The following is a 26982-nucleotide window of genomic DNA, read 5'->3' as shown; positions in this document are numbered from 1 at the left end:
AGGGGGTCGGCGGTTCGATCCCGTCATCCTCCACCATATAAATTTTATATGAATAGTATTATCGCGGGGTGGAGCAGCACGGTAGCTCGTCGGGCTCATAACCCGAAGGTCGCAGGTTCAAATCCTGTCCCCGCAACCAAATGGTCCCGTGGTGTAGTGGTTAACATGCCTGCCTGTCACGCAGGAGATCGCCGGTTCGACCCCGGTCGGGACCGCCATTTTAATAAGGCTCGGTAGCTCAGTCGGTAGAGCAGAGGACTGAAAATCCTCGTGTCGGCGGTTCGATTCCGTCCCGAGCCACCATTTATTTTAATAAAATACGCCGGCTTAGCTCAATTGGTAGAGCAACTGACTTGTAATCAGTAGGTTGGGGGTTCAAGTCCTCTAGCCGGCACCATGTAAGTTTCGGAGGGGTAGCGAAGTGGCTAAACGCGGCGGACTGTAAATCCGCTCCTTCGGGTTCGGCAGTTCGAATCTGCCCCCCTCCACCATTTACATAGGGGCATAGTTTAAAGGTAGAACTGAGGTCTCCAAAACCTCCAGTGTGGGTTCGATTCCTACTGCCCCTGCCAAATATATTTACACAACATGGCGGTTGTGGCGAAGTGGTTAACGCACCGGATTGTGGCTCCGGCATTCGTGGGTTCGATTCCCATCAGTCGCCCCATTTTTATTTTAAAAATTACAAATAATCTAATGGATACTTACATATAATTAAGTAAGAATTCGATGGGCTATAGCCAAGCGGTAAGGCAACGGACTTTGACTCCGTCATGCGCTGGTTCGAATCCAGCTAGCCCAGCCATTTTTGCGGAAGTAGTTCAGTGGTAGAATACAACCTTGCCAAGGTTGGGGTCGCGGGTTCGAATCCCGTCTTCCGCTCCAATAAAATTTAATATGGCGGCATAGCCAAGTGGTAAGGCAGAGGTCTGCAAAACCTTTATCACCGGTTCAAATCCGGTTGCCGCCTTTTCTTTTGTGCCGATGTGGCGGAATTGGCAGACGCGCACGACTCAAAATCGTGTTCCTTCGGGAGTGTCGGTTCGACCCCGACCATCGGTATCATGAACGGCGTAATAAAAGACTCTACACCAAATGTGTAGAGTCTTTTTATGTTTTCATCATACTATAAAATAAGCAAAAATGGTGTGTTGGTGAAATGGTTATAAATGATTAAGGTAAACTTATTCATTTAGTACATGCGATACAGTTGGGGAAAGCTACAAAACAATAAAGGGATAAATTTTTATCCCTTTATATAATTTCATTATTTTATAGAGAATTTCTCCAACCTGGTGACATGAAGTTAAATCCGACGCCACCAGTAGATATTAGTACATGATCAGCTGTTAATTTCGTAATTTCTAAGAACTTCTTTTCAAACTCTTCTCTGTTGTATTTGTACATAGTTGAGTGGCATGACCACATGTGCGTTGAAGTACTCAACCAGTCTCCTAATTCCTTTAATTCAGGAAACGACTCAAATCGAATTGGTTCATCTAATTTCATGAATCTCACTTGATAGATAGTTGGGTTTAACCTCTCTCCTATTCCTTTAAAAGCATGTGATTTTTTGTCTTTGGAATGTGTCATAATTCACCCTCCATCTTTTCTTCAAATTTTTTCCTATTTTTATTATACAACAATAGAAAACAATTATGGGAATAATATGGAAATCTTTATTGGCAATATAAAAAGACTGTAACAGAAATGTTAGAGTCTTTTTGTTAAATTATACTATGTGCTTCTAAAATTCGTAATAAACGTAGGAATTCATGTATAATATAACTTGTCGAAAGAACAAAATGATAGTGATTTATATTATGTCTGTAATATGAATCAAAAATGAACTTTTTATATTTCTTTTAAAAATGTGTTGAACACACATTATATTTCATATTAATATTTTTATGTAGATTTAAAACGGGAAAGAGAGTGGAAAGTATGGGCCGTAAATGGAACAATATTAAAGACAAAAAAGCATCAAAAGATGCAAATACAAGCCGTATATACGCGAAATTTGGGCGTGAAATTTATGTGGCAGCAAAACAAGGCGAGCCAGATCCAGAATCAAACCAAGCACTAAGAGTTGTATTAGAGCGTGCGAAAACATACAATGTTCCAAGAACAATTATTGATCGTGCAGTTGAAAAAGCAAAAGGCGGTTCAGAAGAAAATTATGACGAGCTTCGTTATGAAGGATTCGGACCAAATGGAGCTATGGTTATTGTAGATACACTTACAAATAACGTAAACCGTACTGCAGCAGATGTACGAGCTGCATTTAGCAAAAATAGTGGTAATATGGGTGTGAACGGTTCTGTAGCTTACATGTTTGATGCGACAGCTGTTATCGGCCTTGAAGGTAAAACATCAGATGAAGTTCTTGAAATTTTAATGGAAGCAGATGTAGATGCACGTGACATTCTAGAAGAAGAAGATTCTGTTATCGTGTATGCTGAACCAGATCAATTTCATGCAGTACAATCTGCACTTAAAGGTGCTGGCGTTGAGGAGTTTACAGTTGCAGAATTAACAATGCTTGCACAAAGTGATGTAACACTTCCTGAAGATGCTCAAGCACAATTTGAGAAAATGGTTGATGCATTAGAAGATTTAGAAGATGTTCAACAAGTTTATCACAACGTAGACTTAGGAGAGTAATACGATAGATGACCCTTTTCGCTTAGCGGATAGGGTCTTTTTTATGAAGTTAATTAAGGTGATGAAGTATTAAAGGTATTTTGTTGTAGGTAGGGAATATGATTATAGGGATATATAAAATATTCATTATCTCTAGGAGGCTTAATATGGAACATAAGACACCAAAGCATATCGTTGCTGTAGCCGGTTATTTAACAAATGGAAAAAATGAAGTGTTATTAACAAAAGTGCACTGGCGAGCTGATACGTGGGAGTTGCCAGGAGGACAGGTAGAAGAAGGCGAAGCGCTCGATCAAGCTGTCTGTAGGGAAATAAAAGAGGAAACAGGGTTAACGGTGAAGCCTATCGGAATTACAGGCGTTTATTATAATACTTCTATGCATATTCTAGCTGTTGTTTTTAAAGTAGCATATATAAGTGGTGAAATAAAAATTCAACCTGAAGAAATACAAGAGGCTAAATTTGTTGATTTAAATGAAGAGAACATAGATGAGTATATAACGCGTCCTCATATGAAATCCAGAACGCTTGATGCAATGAGAGCAACACATTTTATTCCGTATGAAACGTGGGAAGTACAGCCGTATAATTTAATAGGAAGATTGTAAAGAAAAGAGTAGCCGATTTGAGATACATTCGAATCACTACTCTTTTTTTGTATACTGTTTAAGAAAAAGGTCAAAATAATAGTAGCACTAGTATTGATTTTGAGAACGTTTGTTCTGTATAATAAATCTATATGTTATATACATTTAGATTACTAGATAGTCAAAAGTATATATATTTGTAGATGATATAATTAAAGTGTAAAGTGAAAATATAATAGTCTTAAGGGTTTCTCTTTTATTGGTTATTCGTACTTTAACATAACCTATATTCAATATTTCAGATGAATAGTAGATAAAAAAAGACTGTGATACAATACTTTTTTATCCCACTATTTGCTAGGCAGTAAGCTTGATTAATGAGGACCGATTAAAGTTTCACTTTATACCTTACAATGATGTAAGGTACGTGTAAGAGAAATCGATGGGATATTTTTTTACAACAATGTATTCTTAAAGTAAGAGTTATATGCTGTGTGGAAAAGAGGTGTTCAAGATGAAAGAACGAGTATTATCTAGGGTGAACTATCATCAAAAAGTTGCATTAAATCCAATGACTAAACTTTTTTATAAAGCCATTATATTATTATTATTGTTAAGTTGTACGTTATTATTCATTGGAAATGTAATGATTGAGAAAAGTGATATTAGTAAATTACATGTACCGGCTAAGTTAGAGGTGCCAGAATCATTAACACATGCATTTATTGCGACAGAAGATAAAAGATTTTATCATCATAACGGTTTAGATTATATAGCAATTATTAGGGCCTCTGTTGAGAATATAAAGGCTGGTGGTGTCGTGCAAGGAGGAAGCACAATTACACAGCAGCTATCTAAAAATGCCTTTTTAACGAATGAACGTACATTTTCTCGGAAGTGGAAAGAGATTTTTTATACGAAAAAAATTGAACGCACATTTACGAAGGATGAAATATTAAAATTATATGTAAGTAATATTTATTATGGAGAAGGAGCATGGGGAATTGAAAAAGCAGCAAACCTTTACTTCGGTAAAAAGGTGAACCAATTAACGTTGGCTGAAAGTGCAATGATGGCTGCTGTAGTAAAAGCACCTGCTTATTACTCACCTGCCCAAAATTATGATAAAGCAGTAGAGAGACGTAATGTCGTTTTGAGACTAATGGAGAAAGAAGGCTATATAAGCCATGATGAGTATGTTCAAGCAGTTAGTGAGAAATTGGTAATTCGTCATGATATAAAAATAGAGCAGTCGATGTTAAATAGCGCGCGTAAAAAAGCAGTAAGTTAAGAGAAGTTCCTACAGAGGAGCTTCTTTTTTTGAATAAATTGTGACAAATTGTGACACAATATCGTCACAATTATTGTGTTTTTGTAATTTATGTGAGCGTGTTCATTGCGTGACGTATATAAGTGTTGATATTATGTGTATTGTGTACAATGCTGTATACAGAATATGAATTTAAAGAGGAATGTATATGAAATCAAATAAACTCATGGCTCTTGGTATAGTTTTTTCTATCGCAGTATTGATTGTAATTGGAACAATTGCGTATAGCATCATAAATGACAAAAAAGATAAAGGGAATGAGATGTTTGCTTATTCTACGCAACAATCTTTAGGGAAAGATGATGCTCCAGTTAAGGTAGTTGAATTTGGAGACTTTAAATGTCCTGCTTGTCGTACTTGGGATGTAACAGTATTACCTCGATTAAAAGAAGAGTATATTGATAAAGGCAAAGTGCAGTTATATTTTATTAACTTCCCATTTATCGGAAAAGACTCAGATTTAGGTGCAGCAGCTGGTGAAGCAATTTATAAACAAGATAAAGATTCATTCTGGATTTTCTATGATGAGATTTATCAAAATCAAAAGAAAGATACGGAAGAATGGATTACAGAAGATTTGCTTCTTAGCATTGTGAAAGAGAAACTTCCAAAAGTTGATGTAGAGCAATTTAAGAAAGATTTACACAGTAAAGACATTAAAGAAAAAGTAAGTAAAGATTCAGATCGTGCTCAAAAATTAAAAGTTCAAGGTGCTCCTTCTGTATATGTAAACGGAAATCTTGCAAATCCTGATTTTGATAGTATGAAGAAGGCAATTGATAAAGAATTGAAAAAGTGATGAGGTCTCTCATCACTTTTTCGACTTTTTTCGATAAAATTCTTGCCTCTACTTTTTTTACATGCTATACTATTTTACATAAGTTATTCTAATATCTTATATGTAATTCATATTTGCGGGTGTAGTTTAGTGGTAAAACAAGAGCCTTCCAAGCTCTGGTCGAGAGTTCGATTCTCTTCACCCGCTCCAAATTTTATTAAAAGTTTTTCTATAAATTGTGATCAACGCAGTGTTTCGTTTCCGAGATAAACGAGGCATTGCGTTTTTTAATGTTTGAAAAATATAATTACATGCGAAAATAGAAGTAAATGATAGTATTCCAAACGTGAATTACTAACCAATAGAGTGGTTACATAAGGGGTGGATTCATCTGAGGAGGCGATTAAGAGTGGATTTTGAACAATTAAAGCAAGATGTAATTGCGTATAGTAAAACAATTGGCATAGATAAAATAGGCTTTGCGAGCGCTTCTCCTTTTGAGGAATTAAAGCAGCGCTTAATCCAGCAACAACAATTAAATTATCAATCTGGATTTGAAGAGCCTGATATAGAGAAGAGAACGAATCCGCAACTGTTATTACCGGGTGCTAAATCAATTATTGCGATTGCTTTAGCATATCCTTCAAAATTAAAAAATGCACCATTAAGTAAGCGTGGAGAACGCCGTGGGATTTTTTGTCGTGCTTCTTGGGGACAAGATTATCATCTTGTTTTACGAGATCGTTTGAAAAAATTAGAGGCATATTTAATTGAAAAACTTCCCGATATAGAAGTGAAGTCCATGGTTGATACAGGTGAATTAAGTGATCGAGCTGTATCAGAGCGTGCTGGTATTGGATGGAGCGGTAAAAACTGCTCTATTATTACACCTGAATTTGGTTCGTACGTATACTTAGGGGAAATGATTACAAATGTTCCATTCCCGCCAGATAAGCCGATAGAAGATCAATGCGGAGGCTGTACGAAATGTATCGATATTTGCCCTACCGGTGCTTTAATACAGGGGGGACAGTTAGATTCGAAGAAGTGCATTGCGTTTTTAACACAAACGAAAGGATTCCTACCTGAAGAATATCGCGATAAAATAGGAAATCGCATATATGGATGTGATACGTGTCAGACTGTTTGTCCGAAAAACAAAGGAATGGATTTTCATAATCATCCTGAGATGGAGCCGGATCCTGAGCTAGTTAAACCATTATTAACGCCACTTTTAACAATTAGTAATCGTGATTTTAAAGAGAAATATGGGATTATGTCAGGGTCATGGAGAGGGAAAAAACCACTGCAAAGAAATGCGATTTTAGCATTAGCACATTTTAAAGAAGCATCGGCAATTCCAGATTTAATTGGTGTTATGAAAGATGACCCAAGACCGGTACTACGCGGAACGGCAGCATGGGCACTTGGGAAAATTGGCGGAGATGGAGTAGGCGAAGCGATTGAGAAAGCGATGGAACGTGAGAAAGATGAAGAAGTGCTTCATGAAATGAATCGCGGGCTTGAATTGTTAGCACAGAAAAAAGAGTAGATAATATTTCCCTTTTTCATATTGTAATATGGGAGGGAGACAGAATGGTTGTAAAAACGAAGATTGAAAACCAAGTACAACAATTTTTAGCATATATAACGGAGAAAAGAACGAATGTGGATGGTATTGCTGAGGATTTACTACAAATGGCACTGAGAAAGAAACAATTGTTTCAAAGGCGTAGTGCACATATAGTGAAAGCAACTGCGGATGTTTTTTTCATTAGACAATTAAATAGTAATGACCATCAAGAAATTGATTATCAAATACATTTTAAATATTTAATTAAGCATAAAGAATTATTTTATATTGAAGAGGAACAATTAAAACGAAGAGTTTGTTTAAATAATAGTCGAATTATAGGCGATTCTGCTATTGAAGTGTCAGAAGAAATTAGAATGGGTGAGACATTAGAAAGGGATATTACGAAAGAGAAGTACGGTTCTTATCAGTATAATCGTTTAGAGGCAGTGAAATATGCAGAGCGTTGGTGGGATGACCGGAATCCTATGTATCGTAATTTCCCTGATAATTGTACGAATTTCATTTCTCAATGTCTTCATACTGGAGAAGTACCTATGAACGGGTATCCTAATATTCGTAAAGGATGGTGGCAAAGGGAGAATCAGTGGAGTTGGAGCTGGGCTGTTGCACATTCTTTTTATTGGTATTTGTCAGGTGCTACAACAGGACTTCGAGCAGAGGCGGTAGAGAGGCCAGAAGAACTTATTCTTGGAGATGTCATTGCTTATGATTTCGAGGATGACGGAAGATGGAATCATACGACGATTGTAGTAGCAAAAGATGCAGATGGTATGCCGCTTGTAAATGCACATTCAGCGAATAGCCGTCGACGTTATTGGAACTATGAAGACTCTAGTAAATATACACCACAAATGAAATATAAATTCTTTCATATTATTAATGGGTAGAGATTTTTCGCTCAAGTGGTATAATACGTAGTAGACAAAAAACAGAGGTGAATATCGCGTGGGAGTACATGTTGTTTTATATCAGCCAGAAATTCCAGCAAATACAGGGAATATTGCTCGTACTTGTGCAGCAACTGGAACAGAATTACATTTGATTAGACCGCTTGGATTTTCAACGGATGATAAAATGTTAAAGCGTGCAGGATTAGATTATTGGCAGCACGTAAAAATTACGTATTATGATTCAATTGAAGAATTTTATGAAAAAAATAAAGACGGTGAATTCTTCTATTTAACAAAGTATGGCGAGAAAGCTCATACAGCGTTTGACTATAGCAAGCGTGAGAAGGATTACTATTTTGTATTTGGAAGAGAAACAAACGGCTTACCAGCTAATGTAATCGAAGAAAACTTTGATCATTGTTTACGTATTCCAATGACAGATAAAGTACGTTCATTAAATTTATCTAATACAGCAGCAATTTTAATTTATGAAGCGTTCCGTCAACAAAATTACCCTGGATTAGATTTAGAAATCGTTTATTAAAAGTCGCCATATGGCGACTTTTTTTTATAAAATAAAAATAATATATAATCATACATTTAAAAGAGAGGACATAATCATATAGAATGGGATATATGATTAAAAATAGATAAGACGGGTTGAGATAAATATGAAGGAAGAATATAGTAATCAAAATACCTTTTTAAGTATGATAGATATGGATTTAATTAGACAAGGATTATTACATGCTATTCAAGATTTAGTATTCATATTGAAAGTTATTGATAATGAAACGTTTCAATATATGTATGTGAATAAAATAGGAATGGATTATGCTAGGTTAAGCGAAGAGTGCTATGGAAAAACTTTTGCAGAAGTATTACCAAAAGATATAGCGGGGATATTGCAAAGGCAATATGCAAAAGTAGTGAGAGAAGCGAAAGCACACACCTTTTGTGATGTAGTCAATTTACCAAAAGGTGAGATACATTATGAATCTTCACTTAATCCTGTCTGCGACGAAGAAGGAATATGTCAATTTGTTATTTGTATTACAAGAGATATTACAGCTCAAATTGAGGAGAAGACAAAGATAGAGGAAAAACAAATGTTATTTAAGTCGTTACTGGAATATAATAATGACTCAATTATATCTATAGATTCTATAGGGAGAGTTACATATGCAAATCCGGCAACGTATGAAATATTTGGATACCGGTATGAGGAATTAAATAATAAATTTATTTTTGAATTCATTAATAAAGAATATGAAAAAGATTTTCAAATTATATTTAAGGGATCGATGCAAGGAAAAGCAAAACAAATTGTTTCAAAGAAATATGTTCATAAAGAAGGGTACGAGCTATATATTTCTTTGAGAACTATCCCGATTATTGTGAACGGTGAAATTGTTGGGATTTATATTGTTACGAGAGATGTTACAAGGCAAGTATTAAACGAAATGCGAACAGAATATTTAGCTTACTATGACCAGTTAACGGGATTAATGAATAGAATTTCATGTACAAATAAGTTAAATACTTTTTTAAATGAGAGTGTAAATTTTGCGCTTGTATTTATAGATTTAGATGAGTTTCATCGTATTAATGATACATTTGGTCATAAAGAGGGAGATAAAGTACTACAAAAAGTTACAGAATGTTTAAGCAATCTAAAAATAGAAGGTATGCACTTATTTAGAGAACACGATGATCAATTTGTTATGTTGATAGAAAATATAACGAAAGAATATGTAGAGGAAGTTGCAAAAAGCATACTGAAAAATATTAGTGAATATTTTGTAATCGAAGAAGAAGATGTATATTTAAGTGCATCAATTGGAATTGTAATGGCTCCAGCAGATGGAGAAGATGAAAAAATACTATTTCAGAGGGTCGATGCTGCTTTAGAAAAAGCAAAAGAAAAAGGAAAAGGACATTATCATTTTTATTGTAGTGGATTAGACTGTGAGCGTGAACAAAGGTTTATAATAGAAAACCAGTTACATCGTGCTATAGAAAAAAATGAATTTTTCTTATATTATCAGCCACAAATTAATATTGAAACGAAAAAAATAGCTAGTATGGAAGCTTTAATAAGGTGGGAGAATAAGGAATTAGGATTTGTTTCTCCAAACCAATTTATTCCGTTGGCAGAAAGAACAGGATTTATTATTAAGCTCGATGAATGGGTAGTAAATCAAGTGTGTCAGCAACTGCGCGAATGGTTAAATAAAGGATATGAAGTGGTCCCAATTGCGGTTAATATTTCAGCTAGACACTTTCGTTCTATTACATTAATAGAGATGATTACACGGGCTTTAAATAAGTACAATGTATCAGCTCATTTATTAGCGATAGAGGTTACAGAAGGAGCTCTTATACATAAAGATATATCAAAGAGAGTGTTACTACAATTAAAAGAACAAAATTTAAAGATTCATTTAGATGATTTTGGAACAGGCTATTCATCTTTAAGTTATTTAAAAACATATCCAATTGATACTTTAAAAATTGATCGTTCTTTTATGGAAGGTATACATATAGATGAACGTGATACGAATATTACAGCTGCAATTATTCATTTAGCTCATACTTTAGAATTGAATATAATTGCAGAAGGAGTAGAAAAAAAGGAGCAAATACAGTTTTTGAAAGAAAAGAATGTGAAGCTTGTACAAGGTTATTATTATAGCCGACCACTATCCAAATATGATATGGAAAATATGTATTATAAATAAAAAAATGATGTGCTAAAAGCACATCATTTTTTATGTGTACCTGGTTTGTCATTGTAACCGGATGTAAAAATAGCTGTAAGAAATGTGAGTGATACACCTAAAATTAATAATAATTTCATACTAATATCCTCCTTACTGTTTTCGGTTTATGAGTTTTATTTATTATCCAAAATGTATGTAAGGTTCTTAGAAGAAAAGAATTTATTTATAATGAATAGCAGTGTAAAAATGTTAATACCTATATTATACAGAATTTTCTTTGAATTTTGGAGAGAATTTTAGCGTGCTATTATATATTTCGTTTTGATTTAAAGAATGTTTAAGGACATCCTAGCATACCTTTTATAATAATCCGATTGAACAAGGAGATGGGGGAGGAGCTATAATGGATATTCTAAAAAAGATTGAACAGCATCGAGCAGCAGAAGAACGTTTACAATGGGAAGGTACGTTTGCGGAGTATTTGGAGCTTGTGAAAGAAAGACCATGGGTGGCTCAAACAGCACACTCTCGCATTTACAATATGATAAAAGACGCTGGAATTGAAGAAGTTGATGGTAGAAGAAAGTATAACTTCTTTAGTAATCAGCTCTTTGGATTAGAGGATGCTCTAGAACGTCTTGTAGAGGAATATTTTCATCCATCTGCAAAACGATTAGATGTTAGAAAAAGAATTTTATTATTAATGGGTCCTGTTAGTGGAGGGAAATCAACGTTAGTTACAATGTTGAAACGAGGATTAGAAACATATTCAAGAACAGATCGCGGAGCAATTTTTGCAATTAAAGGATGCCCAATGCACGAGGATCCACTGCATTTAATTCCACATCATTTACGAGATGATTTCTTTGATGAGTATGGGGTTAGAATTGAAGGGAATTTATCACCACTAAATGTCATGCGTTTAGAGCAAGAATACGGATCAAGAATTGAGGATGTAGTTGTAGAGCGTATTTTCTTCTCTGAAGATCGCCGTACAGGGATTGGTACATTTAGCCCGTCTGATCCAAAATCACAGGATATTGCAGATTTAACAGGTAGTCTGGACTTTTCTACGATTGCAGAATATGGTTCAGAATCAGATCCGCGTGCGTATCGATTTGATGGAGAATTAAATAAGGCAAACCGAGGAATGATGGAGTTCCAAGAGATGTTAAAATGCGATGAGAAGTTTTTATGGCACTTATTATCGCTTACGCAAGAAGGGAATTTCAAAGCGGGAAGATTTGCGCTTATTTCAGCAGATGAATTAATTGTAGCGCATACGAATGAAACAGAGTATCGCTCATTTATAGCAAATAAGAAAAATGAAGCATTGCACTCAAGAATTATTGTAATGCCAGTTCCTTATAATTTACGAGTAAGTGAAGAAGAACATATTTATGAAAAAATGATTCGTGAAAGTGATGTATCGAATGTTCACATTGCACCACACACACTTCGCGTTGCAGCAATGTTCACTATTTTAACTCGTTTAAAAGATCCGAAGCGTCCGGATATTGATTTAATTAAAAAGATGCGTTTGTATGATGGAGAAACGGTAGAAGGTTATAATGCGATTGATGTAGAAGAATTACAACGCGAATATCAAGATGAAGGTATGAAGGGTATTGATCCTCGTTATGTCATTAACCGAATTTCGTCTACAATCATTCGAAAAGAGGTACCATCTATTAACGCGTTAGATGTACTTAGATCTTTAAAAGATGGGCTAGATCAGCATCCATCCATTAGTAATGAAGACCGTGAACGTTACATGAACTTCATCTCATTAGCGAGAAAAGAATACGATGAAATCGCGAAGAAAGAAGTACAAAAAGCGTTTGTTTATTCATATGAAGAATCAGCTAAGACGCTTATGGATAATTACTTAGATAACGTTGAGGCGTACTGCAATAAATCGAAATTACGTGATCCGTTAACAGGAGAAGAAATGAGTCCAGATGAAAAATTAATGCGCTCAATTGAAGAGCAAATTGGAATTTCAGAAAATGCTAAGAAAGCGTTCCGTGAAGAGATTTTAATTCGCATTTCTGCTTATGCCCGTAAAGGAAAACGCTTTGATTATAATTCACATGAACGTCTTCGTGAAGCGATTCAGAAAAAACTATTTGCTGATTTAAAAGATATAGTGAAAATTACAACATCAACGAAAACGCCGGACGAAAATCAGCTTAAGAAAATCAATGATGTTGTTGCGCGTTTAATTGATGAGCATGGTTATAATTCTTCTTCAGCAAATGAATTACTACGCTATGTAGGTAGCTTGTTAAACAGATAGTTTGATAACAAAACGCTGTCTCTTGTATTTTGCGGGACAGCGTTTTATTATCCGTTCATATGTGTATAAAGTGTCATACCTTGTCCAAATGTAATAAATTAAGATGCAATTTTATGAATTTATTGTCAATTATTTTTACAATATGCATATGATAGAGTAACCAACCATTCATACGAAAAAAGCCAACACAATACAATATGTTGCAAAGTAAAAATGTGTGCAACAATGCATTGTGTTTCTTTCTTATCAGTGGCTGAATATTTCTTTCTATTTATGTGAGTGGCAAAATTTTGTTTAGGATGCTCGGGGTATTGTATGAAAAACGTTATAAATGTTTATGGGATGATTTTCTGTGGGCAGTTACCTTTCAAATATTCTAGCTTGCATATTACAGAACAAAATTTATAGATTGCTGTTCATACAGGAAGACAATTACAGTAAGGAGGGAAAGGAATGGGCGAAGAAAATCAACCAAATTATACGATTTCACAGGAAAACTGGTCCCTCCATCGCAAAGGATATGACGACCAACAGCGCCATCAAGAAAAAGTACAAGAGGCAATTAAGAATAATTTACCCGATCTTGTAACAGAAGAAAGTATAGTTATGTCTAATGGCAAGGATGTTGTAAAAATACCAATTCGTTCTCTAGATGAATATAAGATTAGATACAATTATGATAAAAATAAACATGTTGGGCAAGGAAACGGTGACAGCAAAGTTGGTGATGTCGTTGCGAGAGATGGATCAGGTGGTCAAAAACAAAAAGGGCCAGGAAAAGGGCAAGGAGCAGGAGATGCAGCTGGGGAAGATTACTATGAAGCTGAAGTCTCTATTTTAGAATTAGAGCAAGCGTTTTTCAGAGAGTTAGAACTGCCTAATTTAAAGAGAAAAGAAATGGATGAAAACCGGATTGAACATGTTGAATTTAATGACATTAGAAAAACAGGATTATGGGGAAATATCGATAAGAAACGAACAATGATATCCGCATATAAACGAAATGCGATGGGTGGTAAAGCATCTTTTCATCCAATTCATCAAGAAGACTTAAAGTTCCGCACTTGGAATGAAGTATTAAAGCCAGATTCAAAAGCTGTTGTATTAGCGATGATGGATACGAGTGGATCGATGGGAATATGGGAGAAATATATGGCACGTAGCTTCTTTTTCTGGATGACAAGATTTTTACGCACAAAGTATGAAACAGTTGATATTGAATTTATTGCTCATCATACAGAAGCGAAAGTCGTTACAGAAGAAGAATTTTTCTCAAAAGGAGAAAGTGGCGGAACAATATGTTCTTCCGTATATAAAAAAGCATTAGAACTTATCGATAATAAATATTCACCTGACCGCTATAATATTTATCCATTCCATTTTTCAGATGGTGATAATTTAACATCAGATAATGCTAGATGTGTAAAACTTGTTGAAGAGCTAATGAAGAAGTGTAATATGTTTGGGTATGGGGAAGTGAATCAGTACAACCGCCACAGTACACTCATGTCAGCCTATAAAAATATTAAAGATGAAAACTTTAGATACTATATTTTAAAGCAAAAAGCAGACGTATTTCATGCGATGAAAAGCTTTTTTAGAGAAGAATCAGGTGAGAAAATGGCATAACCTCTTTTAAAGAGGTTCTTTTTTTGTAAACTTTTTATTTTTTCAGTTGACAATGATAATGAAAATCATTATCATTTATTCGAGAAATGATTACATTTTGAATTATATATTTCGGAGGAGATGTAAAGTTGAAACAAAATAAAAGAAAACGTATAAATGCAATGATTATAGCGGCGGCGTTATCACTTCCGTTTGCTGTGTATTCAACACCTGCTTTAGCGGCAGTAGCAATTGAGGCGAATAAAACTGGACAAGGTTTAGAAGATGGTACATATGACGCTGTTATTAAAGCGTATAAAGATAAAACGAATGAAGAGTCTATGGCAGCTGTTTATATAAAGGATCCGAAATTAACAATTGAGAATGGAAAGAAAATTGTAACAGCAACGTTAAGTGATAGTGATTTCTTTCAATACTTGAAGACAGAGGATATTCACACTCCAGGTGTGTTTCATGATGTGAAAGTAATATCAGAAGACAAAAAGAAAAATGGAACGAAAGTGATTCAGTTTGAAGTAGGGGAATTAGGAAAAAGGTATAATATGCGAATGCATATTTATATTCCAACAATGGCCTATGACAATAAGTACCAAGTACAGTTTGAAGTAAATACATTGAATTTAGATAAAGATGTTCCAGAAGCACAAAAGGAAAATAAAGAGGATAAAGTGGATAAAGTGGATCAACAAGATGCAAATGTAATAGTAGATAAGCAATTACAAAAATATATTAATAAATATAACTTAAATAGAGATAATGTAGATGCGCCAATCACAAAGAAAGATTTATTACAAATTAAAACTTTATCCATTTATTCAGGTAAAGGAATAAATAAAATAACTGGTTTAGAGTATATGACAAACTTAGAGAAGTTGACGTTACGAGAGTCTAATGTAAAAGACATATCAGCCATCTCGAAGTTGAGAGGTTTGAAGTACGTTGATTTAACGTCTAATTCAATTGAAAGTATTCACCCAATTGAGCAGTTAGAGAATATTAATATGCTTTTTTTAAGAGATAATAAAATTTCTGATCTTACACCATTAAGTAAAATGAAAAAAATTAAAACATTAGATTTAATCGGTAATAACATTAAAGATATCCAGCCATTATTTACATTATCAACTATGAAACAATTATACTTAGCAAATAATCAAATCAGTGATCTTACGGGAATTGATCGATTAAATAATGTGGAACTATTATGGATAGGGAACAATAAAATTAATAATGTTGAATCTATTAGTAAAATGAGTAATCTTATTGAACTAGAAATTTCTGATAGTGAAATAAAAGATATATCACCATTATCCCAATTAGGAAATTTACAAGTGCTGAATTTAGAAGAGAATTATATCTCTGATATATCGCCGTTGAGCACTTTAACAAATTTACATGAGATAAATCTTGGAGCTAATGAAATTTTTGACGTAAGGCCTGTTGAGGAATTAGGTAAGCGAATTTCAATTGACATTCAAAGACAAAAAATCTTTTTAAATGAAGCAAGTGTAGATGAAGAAATAAAAATCCCAGTATACAACCTTAAAGGAGAGCCACTTCAAAATATTAATCTACAAAGTGAGGGGGCTACTCTGAATAACGGATTTATAAAATGGAATAGTCCTGGAGAAAAAATATATGAATTTAAACTAGATACTAATTCTACTGAAAGTAAAATAAGATTTAATGGCACGGTTATACAGAATATAGTTGAAAAACAAAAAGAAAGTCAAAATGTAATTCTCGATAAAACTTTACAACAACATATTAATAAAGAGAATTTAGGTAGAGAGAATGTAAACGCTCCTATCACAAAAGAAGATTTATTACAGATTAAAAAATTAGAGATACTTAAAGAAAAAGGAAATGAGATAAAAGATATAACAGGTTTAGAATACATGACGAATTTAGAAAAACTTACTTTAGAAGGAGTAGGCCTGAAAAATATTGAGTTCATCTCAAACTTGAAACAATTGAATAATGTGAATGTATCTCATAATCAAATTGAAGATATAACACCACTATCTTCATTGGAAAATTTACAGTGGTTAAATCTTGCGGACAATCATATTAAAGATGTAACGGTTATTGGTTCCATGCTAAACTTATTTAGCTTAAATCTAGCTGGAAATGAGATTCGTGATGTAAGGCCGTTAATACAATTAGGTCAGTGGTTTACAATTGATGTTGGAAGACAAAATATCATTTTAAATGATGCAAAAATAAACGAAGAAATTCAAGTTCCTGTATATGATTTAGAAGGAGAAAGTATTGAAAATATTCAATTGGCAAGTGAGGGAGGGACGTTTAATAACGGAGTAATAAAATGGAATACCCTAGGTGAAAAGGTGTATAAATTTGATTTAGATTCTGATGAAATTAGCATCAGGTTTAACGGAACAGTTATACAGAATATAGTGGAAAAAGAAGAAGTTGAAGAAACAAAAGAAGAAGTGAAAGAACCGGTAAAAGAAGTTGAAAGTACAAAAGAAGAAGTGAAAGAACCGGTAAAAGAAGTTGAAGAAGCGAAAGAAGAAGTAAAAGAGCCAACAAAAGAAGTTGAAGAGGTAAAAGAAGAAGTAAAAGAACCAACGAAAGAAGTTGAAGAAACAAAAGAAGAAGAAAAAGAACCGGTAAAAGAAGTAAAAGAGGAAGTAAAAGAGCCAACGAAAGAAGTTGAAGAAGCGAAAGAGGAAGTGGACGAGCCAACAACAGGAGTTGAAGGATCGAAAGCGGAGGTAAAAGAAACAGGAAAAGAAATTGAAGGTTCAAAAGACGCGGTAAATCAATCAGCAGTAGTCCAAGAACAAAACGTGAATAATCAAGTTGTGAAAGAAAATAAACCAGCTGTTAATAAGCAAGAAGAAAGTAAGAAATCATTAGGAGCAACAGGTGGACAAGAGAATACATCAACATTACTTTCAGGCATAGCGTTAGTTCTTTCAGCACTGAGTATGTTTGTATTTAGAAAGAGATTATTTAAGAAATAAAAAACGTTTTATCTTATTATAACGTAAGATGATTATATGAGTTTTTGAGAAGACATTATCATGGCGATTTCATTTTGAAATATGCTTATGGTGATGTCTTTTTTAGAAGGATATAAATGGAAAAGGTGTGAATATATTAGTGAAGGAGGAGAGGTTATGTATGTCAGTTCTATTTTGAAAATTGAAGAGGTGGCAGCATTTATTGCGAATATGAATAAAGATGCTACTCATCATGTTGGCTATTGTGGAGATGAGAAAGAGGAGTTGTTACAGACAATTATTCATGATTTTTCAGATATAGGCTGGGAACAATCTTTTGTTGCTACTTATGAGAATAATAATTTAATAGGTTTATTAGGATTTGATGTGGATGAAGTAAAGAAATGTGCAGAGATATGGGGGCCGTTTATTATCGCAGAGAATTGGGAAGAAGTTGCTTTACATATGTGGAAGGAACTTATAGAAAAGGTGCCTTTTCATATTGAGAGATTTTATGGTTTTTATCATGTGGAAAATAATAATTGTGCCCGTTTAATGAGGAATTTACATGCAAAAGAACAAGGTCGACATAGTATTCTCGTTTTAAATAATATTGTGGAGCACCGTATTATATGTAATGTAGAAGAGGCTTTACCACAAGTGTTTGAGCAGTTTATCGCTTTACACAATCATGTGTTTTCTAATACGTATTATGACGGAAACGAAATTATTGAACGTTTAAGTAATACGAATAAATTATTTGTAAGTATGAAGAATGATAAGTTAGAAGGTTATGTATATGTGGAAGTAAATCCAGAGTTTCAAGAAGCGAATATCGAATTTATTGCAACCGCTGAAAATAGTAGAAGAAAAGGTGTCGGAGAGCGGTTATTACAAAAGGCAATTCAGTATATTATTTCCTTCCAAGGAATGAAGGAGATAGAATTATGTTTGAATACGAATAATGATCGTGCGATGAAATTGTACAAGAAAGTAGGATTTGAGGAGAAGGCATGTTTACAACACTATATAATAGAGTGAAAACCCATTCGTATGAAAATTATATTTCATACGAATGGGTTTTATTAATCTACATTTCCCTCAGTTGTTACGGATTCAGAAGTAATTTGAGGTGCTAATCGTTACATAACCTTTTTTATTTTTTTGGGGATTTCTTTCGTTTGCGAATTAACATCTTCTTTTTTTAGCTCTTTAAAAAGAGAAGTGACCATAAGAACGACTACAATAGAAAATGGTAGCGCAGCAATTATAGCTGCGATTTGTAGTGCATTTAATCCTCCAGCTTGTAATAAAATAGCGGCAATTATCGCGATTGTTAATCCCCATATAAGTTTTAAACTATTTTTCGGTGATAAGCTTCCGTTACTCGTTTGCATTGAAACAACAAATGTTGCTGAATCGGCAGAAGTAACGAAAAATGTGGCTACTAAAATTAACCCGATAATCGTTAAAAAGGTAGAAAATGGTAGATGTGAAATAACAGCAAATAATCCAATCTCTGTACCATTTTTTGCAATTTCATCAGCTATTCCAAGCGATTGGAACATTTCCATATGAATTGCGGTACCACCAAATACTGCAAACCAAAATGTACAGATAAGAGTTGGGACTAATACAACTCCAAAAATAAATTCTTTTATTGTGCGTCCTTTAGAAATACGTGCGATAAATGTGCCGACGAATGGAGACCAAGAGATCCACCATCCCCAATAGAAAATAGTCCAGTTTTCAATCCAAGAAGAAGATTTTTCACTAAATGCTCCTAAATTTAATCCCATACTAGGTAAAGCGCCGATATAAGAACCGAGTGTAGATGTGAAATATTTCATAATAAATACAGTTGGTCCTAAAAGTAAGAAAGAGATGAGTAAAATACCTGCAAGAGAGAAATTCAAGTTACTCAAATATTTAATCCCACGATCTAAGCCAGTTTGTGCACTTGTTAAATATAAAACAGCGAAGATAGCTATAAGTACGAGCTGAGTAAGTAAAGTGTTATGAATGGAAGGGAATAAATAGCTTAATCCTCCAGCAATTTGTTGAGCACCAATCCCAACAGATGGTACAATGCCAAATACCGTGGCTAAAACAGCTAGAATATCAACTGTTTTTCCAATACGAGAATTTTTCGATCGATTAAATAATGGAGTAACTGTAGCCCCAATTGTGCTACCTTTTTGTTTGCGGAATGTGAAATATGCAATTGTTAAAGCGACCATTGCGTATAGTGACCACGGAAAGAGTCCCCAGTGGAAAAATGAATATTGCATAGCGAGTTTGGCGCTTTCTTCTGTACCTGCTTTTCCTGTTAACGGATCTGTAAAATGTGAAATCGGTTCAGCGATTCCATAAAAGAGGAGTCCAATTCCCATTCCTGCCCCAAACAACATGGATAGCCAAGATGGATAATTATATTTTGGCTTTTCTCCATCTTTACCAAGACGAATAGAACCGTACTTGGAAAATGCTAAATAAGCAGCCAAAATAATCATTGTAGTCATAAGTAGAGAGTAAAACCATCCAAATTTATTGAGGATAAATGAGTTTAAAGAAGATGTAACACTTTGTAAATCGTAGCCTTGTATCCAACTTGCTGGGGTAATTCCCCATATAATGAAGAATGTTGTTAGCAAGAAGGAGATATAAAATACACTGTTTTCTTTTTTTATCATAGAATCCCACCCTTATTTAATAAAATTAACAATTATAATAATCATAACAATTAAGTTTTTAATTGTCAAAAAATTCCCTTTTTATAATGTGAAAGGATGCAATTTGTTTTAGGGAGGTAAAGAGCAATGCGTTCACGATATGTACAAATTATAGGAAGAAATAATATGAAATATTGCATTTTATATTGTTACATCCAGATTTTATGTTAAATTCTTGAATGGAATATTAAAATAGGGGGTCAGGATATGAACAAGAAATCAAAGATCAATAAAGTGATGCTTAGCATTAGTACAATGGCTTTATCGTTAGGCGCACTTCAAACTCATGCAGCAGCGGAAGAAAAAGTACCGTATAACGTGTTAAAAACGAAACCGGTTGGAATTGAAAAGTCAGTAGATGAAGTTGGACATATTTCAAAAGTTGATGAAACTTTATCATTTCAAGAACGTTTAAAAGTAGGAGATTTTTCACAGCGACCAGCATCTATTACGAAGAAAACTGCAGTAAAGCAGGTTAAAGAAAGCTATTCAATGGCTGATTTAAACAAAATGAATGACCAAGAATTAGTTGAAACGTTAGGCAGTATTAAATGGCACCAAATTACAGACTTATTCCAGTTTAATGAAGATGCAAAGGCTTTTTATAAAGATAAAGGAAAAATGCAAGTCATTATAGATGAATTAGCTCATAGAGGTAGTACATTTACGAAAGATGATTCAAAAGGAATTCAAACGTTTACTGAAGTGCTGCGTTCAGCTTTTTATCTTGCATTTTATAATAGTGAATTAAGCGACTTAAATGAAAGAAGCTTCCAGGATAAATGTTTACCTGCTTTAAAAGCAATCGCAAAAAATCCAAACTTTAAGCTTGGTACAGTTGAACAAGATACAGTCGTATCTGCGTACGGTAAATTAATTAGTAATGCTTCAAGCGATGTTGAAACGGTTCAATATGCATCGAATATTTTAAAGCAATACAATGATAATTATACTACTTATGTAAATGATCGAATGAAGGGACAAGCAATATACGATATTATGCAAGGTATTGACTATGATATGCAGTCGTACTTAACTGAGGCTCGTAAAGAAGCGAATGAAACGATGTGGTATGGAAAAGTAGATGGGTTTATTAATGAAATAAATCGTATTGCTCTTCTAAATGAAGTAACGCCAGAAAATAAATGGCTCGTTAATAATGGCATTTATTTTGCTAGCCGTTTAGGGAAGTTTCATAGCAATCCAAATAAAGGATTAGAGGTTGTTACACAAGCGATGCATATGTACCCACGCTTAAGTGAACCGTATTTTGTTGCGGTAGAACAAATTACAACAAATTATAATGGTAAAGATTATAGCGGGAATACAGTAGATTTAGAGAAAATACGTAAAGAAGGAAAAGAGCAATACTTACCAAAAACGTATACATTCGACGATGGATCAATTGTGTTCAAAACAGGAGATAAAGTATCAGAAGAAAAAATTAAGAGACTATATTGGGCTGCGAAGGAAGTAAAGGCACAGTATCACCGTGTAATTGGAAATGACAAAGCGTTAGAGCCAGGAAATGCGGATGATGTATTAACGATCGTAATTTATAATAGTCCAGATGAATATCAGTTAAATAGACAATTGTATGGATATGAAACAAACAACGGTGGAATTTATATTGAAGAGACAGGTACATTCTTTACATATGAGCGTACACCAGAGCAAAGTATTTATAGTTTAGAAGAGTTATTCCGTCATGAATTTACTCATTATCTGCAAGGGAGATATGAAGTTCCTGGTTTATTTGGAAGAGGAGATATGTATCAAAATGAAAGGCTAACTTGGTTCCAAGAAGGAAATGCAGAGTTTTTCGCAGGATCTACTCGTACGAATAACGTTGTACCAAGAAAGAGTATAATTAGCGGATTATCATCTGATCCTGCAAGCCGTTATACAGCAGAGCGTACACTATTTGCTAAATACGGTTCTTGGGATTTCTATAATTACTCGTTCGCATTGCAGTCTTACTTATATACGCATCAGTTTGAAACATTTGATAAAATTCAAGATTTGATTCGTGCGAATGACGTGAAAAATTATGATGCATATCGTGAAAATCTAAGTAAAGATCCTAAGTTAAATAAAGAGTATCAAGAGTATATGCAGCAGTTAATTGATAATCAAGATAAATATAATGTACCGGAAGTAGCAGATGATTATTTAGCTGAACATGCACCGAAATCGTTAACTGAAGTGAAAAAAGAAATTAGTGATACGTTGCCTATGAATGATACAAAAATGACAAAACATAATTCTCAATTCTTTAATACATTTACATTAGAAGGTACGTATACAGGTAGTGTCACAAAAGGTGAATCAGAAGATTGGAAAGCAATGAGTAAAAGAGTAAATGAATCTTTAGAACAATTGGCGCAAAAAGAATGGAGTGGCTACAAAACTGTTACAGCATACTTCGTCAATTATCGTGTGAATAGCTCAAATGAATTTGAATATGATGTAGTCTTCCATGGAATCGCAAAAGATGATGGAGAAAATAAAGCTCCAACGGTTAATATAAATGGCCCTTATAGCGGTCTTGTAAAAGAGGGAATTCAATTTAAAAGTGATGGCTCAAACGATGAAGATGGAAAAATTGTTTCTTATTTATGGGAATTTGGAGATGGAAGCACAAGTGTAGAAGTGAATCCAGTACATGTATATGAAAGAGAAGGTTCTTATAAAGTATCGTTAAGAGTAAAAGATGATAAAGGCAAAGAGAGCAGAAGCGAAACAACTGTTACGATTAAAGATGGAAGTTTAACAGAATCAGAACCAAATAATCGTCCAGAGGAAGCAAATCGTATCGGGCTAAATAGTACGATAAAAGGTAATCTTATTGGCGAGGACCACACTGATGTTTATACATTTAATGTAGCATCAGCGAAAGATATCGACATTTCTGTTTTAAATGAGTATGGAATTGGGATGACATGGGTACTTCACCATGAATCAGATATGCAAAATTATGCAGCTTACGGTCAAGCCAATGGGAATCATATAGAAGCGAAATTTAATGCAAAACCAGGCAAGTATTACTTGTATGTATATAAATATGATAATGGCGATGGAACGTACTCATTATCAGTAAAGTGAAACTTTAATCATTCATTCCCCAATGATTATTAGCCCACACCAATCGGGGGAAAATAAGTGATTTTCCAATGTATGTTTAACTTTACTTTTTGTGGAAAATAGTATATTATATAGATATATAATATATCGGTTATTTTCTAGGAGGAGCCTGTCACAATAGGTTTCTCCTGTTCTTTTTTAGGGGCCTGTTTTACAGGCTTTTCTTTAAAGAGTAAATAACTGAAAATTAAGAACTATAATCTTTGAAAGAGGTGGGGCATACACATAACAAAAAAGGGATTGTTTAAGAAAGGGGGATAAGAAATGGTCTTGTTTGGTTATCCACTTGAAACAATTTATTTATATGGATTTATTATTGCTACTATACTCACTGTTATTTATATCTTCTTTGGAGATATATTTGAATCGATATTTAGTTTTGGGGGCGGATCTGTATCCGTTGTTACTTTATTACTTAGTTTCTTCGCCATGTTATGTGGGCTTAGTTATATAGGAGAGTACTTATTCTCCTTTAATAGTATTACTATTTTCGGGGCTGCATTTGCTATATCTTTTATCGGTGTTTTCATCATGAAAATACTAATTTTAAAACCGATTGCAGAAGCAGAACAAAATACCGTACAACGTATGGATGAATTTATCGGTTGCAAAGGAGAAGTCATTACGACAATTCCTACAGAAGGATTTGGTGAAGTATTAATTTTATCCCAATTTGGAAGTAATGCAATCCCAGCTAAAACTGTTGGAAAAAAAGATATTTCGCAAGGAACAGAGGTTATTATCGAGGGAGTCCAAGATGGTGTTTTACTTGTACAAAACATCGCTTATTCTTTAAAAAAACCAAAATTATAAGGGGGAATTTACATGACGATTCCATTAATTATCGGTGGAGTTTTACTGGCAATTTTAATTCTACTCATTTTAGTATTCATTACGAAGTATCGTACGGTTGGTCCAGATGAAGCGTTAATTGTTACAGGGAACTGGCTTGGTGGAGGAAAGAATGTTGTTACCACTGATGATGGAAAGAAGATTAAGATTATCCGCGGGGGCGGTACTTTCGTAGTTCCAATTATGCAAAGAGCAGAGCCTTTAAGCCTATTAAACTACAAATTAGAAGTTGGTACACGTGATACGTATACGAAGCAAGGTGTTCCAGTTACAGTAAATGGTGTTTCTATTATTAAAGTAGGTTCTACAATTGAAGAAGTATCTACTGCAGCTGAGCAATATTTAGGAAAAGAAACAGAAGAGTTAAAAGTAGAAGCAAAAGAGGTTTTAGAAGGTCACTTACGTGCAATCTTATCTTCTATGACAGTAGAGGATGCGTATAGTAATAGAGAGCAATTTGCTCAAAAGGTACATGAAGTAGCTTCTACAGATTTAAAGAAGATGGGACTTCGCATTGTTTCTTTCACAATTAAAGAAATAATGGATAAAAACGGATACTTAGATGCGCTTGGTCAGCCGCAAATTGCGACAGTTAAGCGTGATGCAACAATTGCAAATGCAGAGCGTGAAAAAGAAGCACGTATTGAAAAAGCACGTGCTGAAAAAGAGGCAAAAGAAGCAGAATATCAACGTGATGCACAAATCGCTGAAGCTGAAAAACATAAAGAATTAAAAGTACAGTCCTATAAGAGAGAACAAGAGCAAGCACGTGCAGATGCGGATCTTTCTTACGAATTACAACAAGCGAAAGCACAACAAGGTGTTACAGAAGAGCAAATGCGCGTTAAAATCATTGAGCGTGAAAAGCAAATCGAGTTAGAAGAAAAAGAGATTGCGCGTCGTGAAAAGCAATACGATGCAGAAGTTAAGAAAAAAGCAGATGCAGATCGTTATGCTGTTGAGCAATCAGCGGAAGCAGAAAAAGTAAAACAAATTAAAAAAGCCGATGCGGATCAATATAAGATTGAAGCAGAAGCGAGAGCACGTGCAGAAGAAGTACGTGTAGAAGGTTTAGCGAAGGCGGAAATTGAAAAAGCACAAGGTCAAGCGAAAGCGGAAGTACAAAAAGCGCAAGGAACAGCAGAAGCAGATGTTATTAGATTAAAAGGTTTAGCAGAAGCAGAAGCGAAACAAAAAATTGCTGAAGCATTTGAATTATATGGTCAAGCGGCAATTATGGATATGGTTCTTAAAATGCTTCCAAGTTATGCGAAGGAAGTTGCAAGTCCGCTTAGTAATATTGATAAAATCACAGTTGTCGATACAGGCGGCGGTGGTAAAAATAGCGGGGCCGGAAAAGTTGCGGGCTATGCGACTGATTTAATGGCAACGATGCAAGAAACGTTAAAGGCTTCTTCTGGAATTGACTTAAAAGAGCTATTAGAAGGATTTGCAGGAAAAGGAGCAGTGCAACAATTATCAAGTGATAAACCTGTTGTATCTGTAGTAGAAGATAAGAAAAAAGAAGTAGATAAAGAATAGTAAGGTGGAAAGAACCTCTAGTAAGTGAAATACTAGAGGTTCTCCTATGAATTATAATATTTCGAATAATATACATTTTTATACATTGTTTTAATTATTTAATTTATATAGAATGAAAAAGATATGTATCAATTCTTTAGATGTATAAAAAGATAGAGAGTCTCATTGATACATTTAAATCGTATTATTTTTATAGAAAGATTAAATGTTAATTAATTACATTTAAAACGGTATGGAGGGGTAGAAGTATGTTTCAAGGGAAATTAAGGAGTAGTAGTTTAAAAACAAAGTTACTTGTATCATTTATTATTATTTTAATTCTTCCAAGTATTGTAATTGGTTGGACGTCTTATCAACAGGCGAAGACGAATTTTAATGAAACGATTTTAAACTCGGCGAAAGATAATATAAAAATTTTGGATAATGTAATTAATAAAGAATTGGATAGTAAAAAAGTAGATGCAACTTATTTTACGAAATTATTCACACAATCAAGTTACCACGCAGATCAAATTCAAAACATACAAAATAAACTAGAAGAATACAATAAACTGCATCCAGAAATGGAAGCAATCTATACAGGATCTGGTAATGGACAGTTCATTCAATCACCAGCTATTCAGATGCCAGATGGATATAATCCTACAGAAAGAGATTGGTATAAAGAGGCCGTGAAGAAAAGTGGAGAGGTAATTGTAACTGCTCCATATAAGTCAAAAACGACAGGGAATATTGTTATTACACTAGCAAAACAAAACGAGGATAAAAGTGGAGTTCTTGGGATTGACTTAATCATTAATAATATTGTTACCACTTCCAAGATGGTTAATATTGGTAAGGAAGGATATGTAGCGATATTTGATCAAGATAAAAATGTAGTAGCGCACCCGAAAATGAAGCCAGGAGAGAAATTAGAAGAGAAACTTAGTAAAGAATTGTATAAACAGGAAGCTGGGGATTTTCATTATTCATTAGATGGTGAAGATCGCAATATCACTTTTAAAACGAATAAGAAAACTGGGTGGAAAATAGCAGGAATTATGCCTTCCAAAGAAATTATCGAAGCGGCTGAACCTATTTTCTATAAAACAGTAACTGTTCTTGGAATTTCACTAATAATCGGTGGGATTGTAATTTACTTCATAATTGCGTCTATTATTAAACCGTTAAAACAACTTGTCATATCATCGAAGAAGATTAGCGAAGGTGATTTAACAGAATCAATTACAGTTCATTCTAAAGATGA

The 26982-nt window shown here is 34.1% G+C and carries 17 protein-coding genes, 12 tRNA genes and 1 pseudogene; 28 read left to right on the top strand and 2 right to left on the bottom strand.

Annotation, left to right across the window (positions count from 1 at the left end; all coding sequences use genetic code 11):
• Positions 1 to 62 precede the first annotated feature (62 nt).
• The 11 genes from BLT20_RS23400 to BLT20_RS23350 all read left to right on the top strand — a co-directional run bounded on the left by BLT20_RS23400 (position 63) and on the right by BLT20_RS23350 (position 1062).
• Positions 63 to 139: transfer RNA gene (locus BLT20_RS23400), tRNA-Met, on the top strand.
• Between the two features lie 3 nt (positions 140 to 142).
• Positions 143 to 218, top strand: a tRNA-Asp gene (locus BLT20_RS23395).
• A 9-nt stretch (positions 219 to 227) separates the two neighbouring features.
• Positions 228 to 303, top strand: a tRNA-Phe gene (locus BLT20_RS23390).
• Between the two features lie 18 nt (positions 304 to 321).
• Positions 322 to 397, top strand: a tRNA-Thr gene (locus tag BLT20_RS23385).
• Between the two features lie 10 nt (positions 398 to 407).
• Positions 408 to 491: transfer RNA gene (locus BLT20_RS23380), tRNA-Tyr, on the top strand.
• Positions 492 to 498: 7 nt separating this feature from the next.
• A tRNA-Trp gene (locus tag BLT20_RS23375) sits at positions 499 to 572 on the top strand.
• A 19-nt stretch (positions 573 to 591) separates the two neighbouring features.
• A tRNA-His gene (locus BLT20_RS23370) sits at positions 592 to 667 on the top strand.
• Between the two features lie 63 nt (positions 668 to 730).
• A tRNA-Gln gene (locus BLT20_RS23365) sits at positions 731 to 805 on the top strand.
• A 5-nt stretch (positions 806 to 810) separates the two neighbouring features.
• Positions 811 to 885: transfer RNA gene (locus BLT20_RS23360), tRNA-Gly, on the top strand.
• A 14-nt stretch (positions 886 to 899) separates the two neighbouring features.
• Positions 900 to 970 (top strand) — tRNA-Cys (locus BLT20_RS23355).
• A gap of 10 nt (positions 971 to 980) precedes the next feature.
• A tRNA-Leu gene (locus BLT20_RS23350) sits at positions 981 to 1062 on the top strand.
• A 210-nt stretch (positions 1063 to 1272) separates the two neighbouring features.
• On the opposite strand, the gene BLT20_RS23345 is transcribed toward BLT20_RS23350, so the two are convergent.
• Complete coding sequence (locus tag BLT20_RS23345; RefSeq protein ID WP_000149745.1) at positions 1273 to 1593, bottom strand: DUF3884 family protein; 321 nt, start codon at positions 1591 to 1593, stop codon at positions 1273 to 1275.
• 351 nt (positions 1594 to 1944) lie between these two features.
• On the opposite strand from BLT20_RS23345, the gene BLT20_RS23340 reads away from it, so the two are divergent.
• The 13 genes from BLT20_RS23340 to BLT20_RS23270 all read left to right on the top strand — a co-directional run bounded on the left by BLT20_RS23340 (position 1945) and on the right by BLT20_RS23270 (position 18507).
• Positions 1945 to 2664 (top strand): YebC/PmpR family DNA-binding transcriptional regulator, encoded by a 720-nt coding sequence (locus tag BLT20_RS23340; protein ID WP_000532952.1) that lies wholly within the window; start codon positions 1945 to 1947, stop codon positions 2662 to 2664.
• 146 nt (positions 2665 to 2810) lie between these two features.
• Positions 2811 to 3272, top strand: a complete 462-nt coding sequence (locus BLT20_RS23335; protein WP_000400469.1) for an NUDIX hydrolase — start codon at positions 2811 to 2813, stop codon at positions 3270 to 3272.
• A 493-nt stretch (positions 3273 to 3765) separates the two neighbouring features.
• On the top strand, positions 3766 to 4542 hold the full coding sequence (locus BLT20_RS23330) for a transglycosylase domain-containing protein (protein ID WP_000664715.1): 777 nt from the start codon (positions 3766 to 3768) through the stop codon (positions 4540 to 4542).
• Between the two features lie 187 nt (positions 4543 to 4729).
• The gene (locus tag BLT20_RS23325; RefSeq protein ID WP_000841307.1) at positions 4730 to 5380 is read left to right on the top strand and encodes a DsbA family protein; all 651 of its coding nucleotides are present in this window, start codon (positions 4730 to 4732) and stop codon (positions 5378 to 5380) included.
• 115 nt (positions 5381 to 5495) lie between these two features.
• Positions 5496 to 5569: transfer RNA gene (locus BLT20_RS23320), tRNA-Gly, on the top strand.
• A 199-nt stretch (positions 5570 to 5768) separates the two neighbouring features.
• Entirely contained in the window at positions 5769 to 6911 is a 1143-nt protein-coding gene (queG, locus tag BLT20_RS23315; protein ID WP_000345206.1) for a tRNA epoxyqueuosine(34) reductase QueG, read from the top strand.
• Between the two features lie 44 nt (positions 6912 to 6955).
• The gene (locus BLT20_RS23310; RefSeq protein WP_000260590.1) at positions 6956 to 7843 is read left to right on the top strand and encodes an amidase domain-containing protein; all 888 of its coding nucleotides are present in this window, start codon (positions 6956 to 6958) and stop codon (positions 7841 to 7843) included.
• A gap of 58 nt (positions 7844 to 7901) precedes the next feature.
• Positions 7902 to 8390 (top strand): tRNA (uridine(34)/cytosine(34)/5-carboxymethylaminomethyluridine(34)-2'-O)-methyltransferase TrmL, encoded by a 489-nt coding sequence (trmL, locus tag BLT20_RS23305; RefSeq protein WP_000538147.1) that lies wholly within the window; start codon positions 7902 to 7904, stop codon positions 8388 to 8390.
• 127 nt (positions 8391 to 8517) lie between these two features.
• Entirely contained in the window at positions 8518 to 10587 is a 2070-nt protein-coding gene (locus tag BLT20_RS23300; RefSeq protein WP_000657173.1) for a sensor domain-containing protein, read from the top strand.
• 385 nt (positions 10588 to 10972) lie between these two features.
• Positions 10973 to 12868 carry a PrkA family serine protein kinase gene (locus tag BLT20_RS23290; RefSeq protein WP_000353273.1) on the top strand — a complete coding sequence of 632 codons (1896 nt, stop codon included), beginning with the start codon at positions 10973 to 10975 and terminating at the stop codon, positions 12866 to 12868.
• A 453-nt stretch (positions 12869 to 13321) separates the two neighbouring features.
• The gene (gene yhbH, locus BLT20_RS23280; protein ID WP_000503517.1) at positions 13322 to 14497 is read left to right on the top strand and encodes a sporulation protein YhbH; all 1176 of its coding nucleotides are present in this window, start codon (positions 13322 to 13324) and stop codon (positions 14495 to 14497) included.
• 128 nt (positions 14498 to 14625) lie between these two features.
• A complete protein-coding gene (locus BLT20_RS23275; RefSeq protein ID WP_000812441.1) occupies positions 14626 to 17487 on the top strand; it encodes a leucine-rich repeat domain-containing protein in 2862 nt (953 codons plus the stop codon).
• A gap of 156 nt (positions 17488 to 17643) precedes the next feature.
• Entirely contained in the window at positions 17644 to 18507 is an 864-nt protein-coding gene (locus tag BLT20_RS23270; protein WP_000289531.1) for a GNAT family N-acetyltransferase, read from the top strand.
• Positions 18508 to 18608: 101 nt separating this feature from the next.
• On the opposite strand, the gene opuD is transcribed toward BLT20_RS23270, so the two are convergent.
• Positions 18609 to 20159 carry a glycine betaine transporter OpuD gene (opuD, locus tag BLT20_RS23265; protein WP_000591564.1) on the bottom strand — a complete coding sequence of 517 codons (1551 nt, stop codon included), beginning with the start codon at positions 20157 to 20159 and terminating at the stop codon, positions 18609 to 18611.
• 246 nt (positions 20160 to 20405) lie between these two features.
• On the opposite strand from opuD, the gene colA reads away from it, so the two are divergent.
• The 4 genes and pseudogenes from colA to BLT20_RS31380 form a co-directional block, all read left to right on the top strand.
• Positions 20406 to 23303: a collagenase ColA gene (colA, locus tag BLT20_RS23260; protein WP_001036416.1), complete on the top strand. Its 2898-nt coding sequence runs from the start codon at positions 20406 to 20408 to the stop codon at positions 23301 to 23303.
• Between the two features lie 303 nt (positions 23304 to 23606).
• Complete coding sequence (locus BLT20_RS23255; RefSeq protein WP_000242445.1) at positions 23607 to 24155, top strand: NfeD family protein; 549 nt, start codon at positions 23607 to 23609, stop codon at positions 24153 to 24155.
• 12 nt (positions 24156 to 24167) lie between these two features.
• Positions 24168 to 25736 (top strand): flotillin family protein, encoded by a 1569-nt coding sequence (locus tag BLT20_RS23250; RefSeq protein WP_000155020.1) that lies wholly within the window; start codon positions 24168 to 24170, stop codon positions 25734 to 25736.
• Positions 25737 to 25984: 248 nt separating this feature from the next.
• Positions 25985 to 26971, top strand: a pseudogene (locus BLT20_RS31380) (cache domain-containing protein); the annotation flags it as partial.
• Positions 26972 to 26982 lie beyond the last annotated feature (11 nt).

The sequence above is a fragment of the Bacillus sp. cl96 genome, from assembly GCF_900100505.1.
Classification (GTDB): Bacteria; Bacillota; Bacilli; order Bacillales; family Bacillaceae_G; genus Bacillus_A; species Bacillus_A cereus.
The sequence above is the reverse complement of the archived record's forward strand: the minus strand, read 5'-3'. Positions and strand labels throughout refer to the sequence as shown.

What these genes read in the sequence shown, in the direction of transcription:
- BLT20_RS23270 (WP_000289531.1), top strand. Translation starts at nt 17,644, where the DNA reads ATGTATGTCAGTTCTATTTTGAAAATTGAAGAGGTGGCAGCATTTATT.
- BLT20_RS23330 (WP_000664715.1), top strand. Translation starts at nt 3,766, where the DNA reads ATGAAAGAACGAGTATTATCTAGGGTGAACTATCATCAAAAAGTTGCA.
- colA (WP_001036416.1), top strand. Translation starts at nt 20,406, where the DNA reads ATGAACAAGAAATCAAAGATCAATAAAGTGATGCTTAGCATTAGTACA.
- BLT20_RS23290 (WP_000353273.1), top strand. Translation starts at nt 10,973, where the DNA reads ATGGATATTCTAAAAAAGATTGAACAGCATCGAGCAGCAGAAGAACGT.
- BLT20_RS23340 (WP_000532952.1), top strand. Translation starts at nt 1,945, where the DNA reads ATGGGCCGTAAATGGAACAATATTAAAGACAAAAAAGCATCAAAAGAT.
- BLT20_RS23300 (WP_000657173.1), top strand. Translation starts at nt 8,518, where the DNA reads ATGAAGGAAGAATATAGTAATCAAAATACCTTTTTAAGTATGATAGAT.
- BLT20_RS23255 (WP_000242445.1), top strand. Translation starts at nt 23,607, where the DNA reads ATGGTCTTGTTTGGTTATCCACTTGAAACAATTTATTTATATGGATTT.
- BLT20_RS23250 (WP_000155020.1), top strand. Translation starts at nt 24,168, where the DNA reads ATGACGATTCCATTAATTATCGGTGGAGTTTTACTGGCAATTTTAATT.
- BLT20_RS23325 (WP_000841307.1), top strand. Translation starts at nt 4,730, where the DNA reads ATGAAATCAAATAAACTCATGGCTCTTGGTATAGTTTTTTCTATCGCA.
- yhbH (WP_000503517.1), top strand. Translation starts at nt 13,322, where the DNA reads ATGGGCGAAGAAAATCAACCAAATTATACGATTTCACAGGAAAACTGG.
- BLT20_RS23335 (WP_000400469.1), top strand. Translation starts at nt 2,811, where the DNA reads ATGGAACATAAGACACCAAAGCATATCGTTGCTGTAGCCGGTTATTTA.
- BLT20_RS23310 (WP_000260590.1), top strand. Translation starts at nt 6,956, where the DNA reads ATGGTTGTAAAAACGAAGATTGAAAACCAAGTACAACAATTTTTAGCA.
- opuD (WP_000591564.1), bottom strand. Translation starts at nt 20,159, where the DNA reads ATGATAAAAAAAGAAAACAGTGTATTTTATATCTCCTTCTTGCTAACA.
- BLT20_RS23345 (WP_000149745.1), bottom strand. Translation starts at nt 1,593, where the DNA reads ATGACACATTCCAAAGACAAAAAATCACATGCTTTTAAAGGAATAGGA.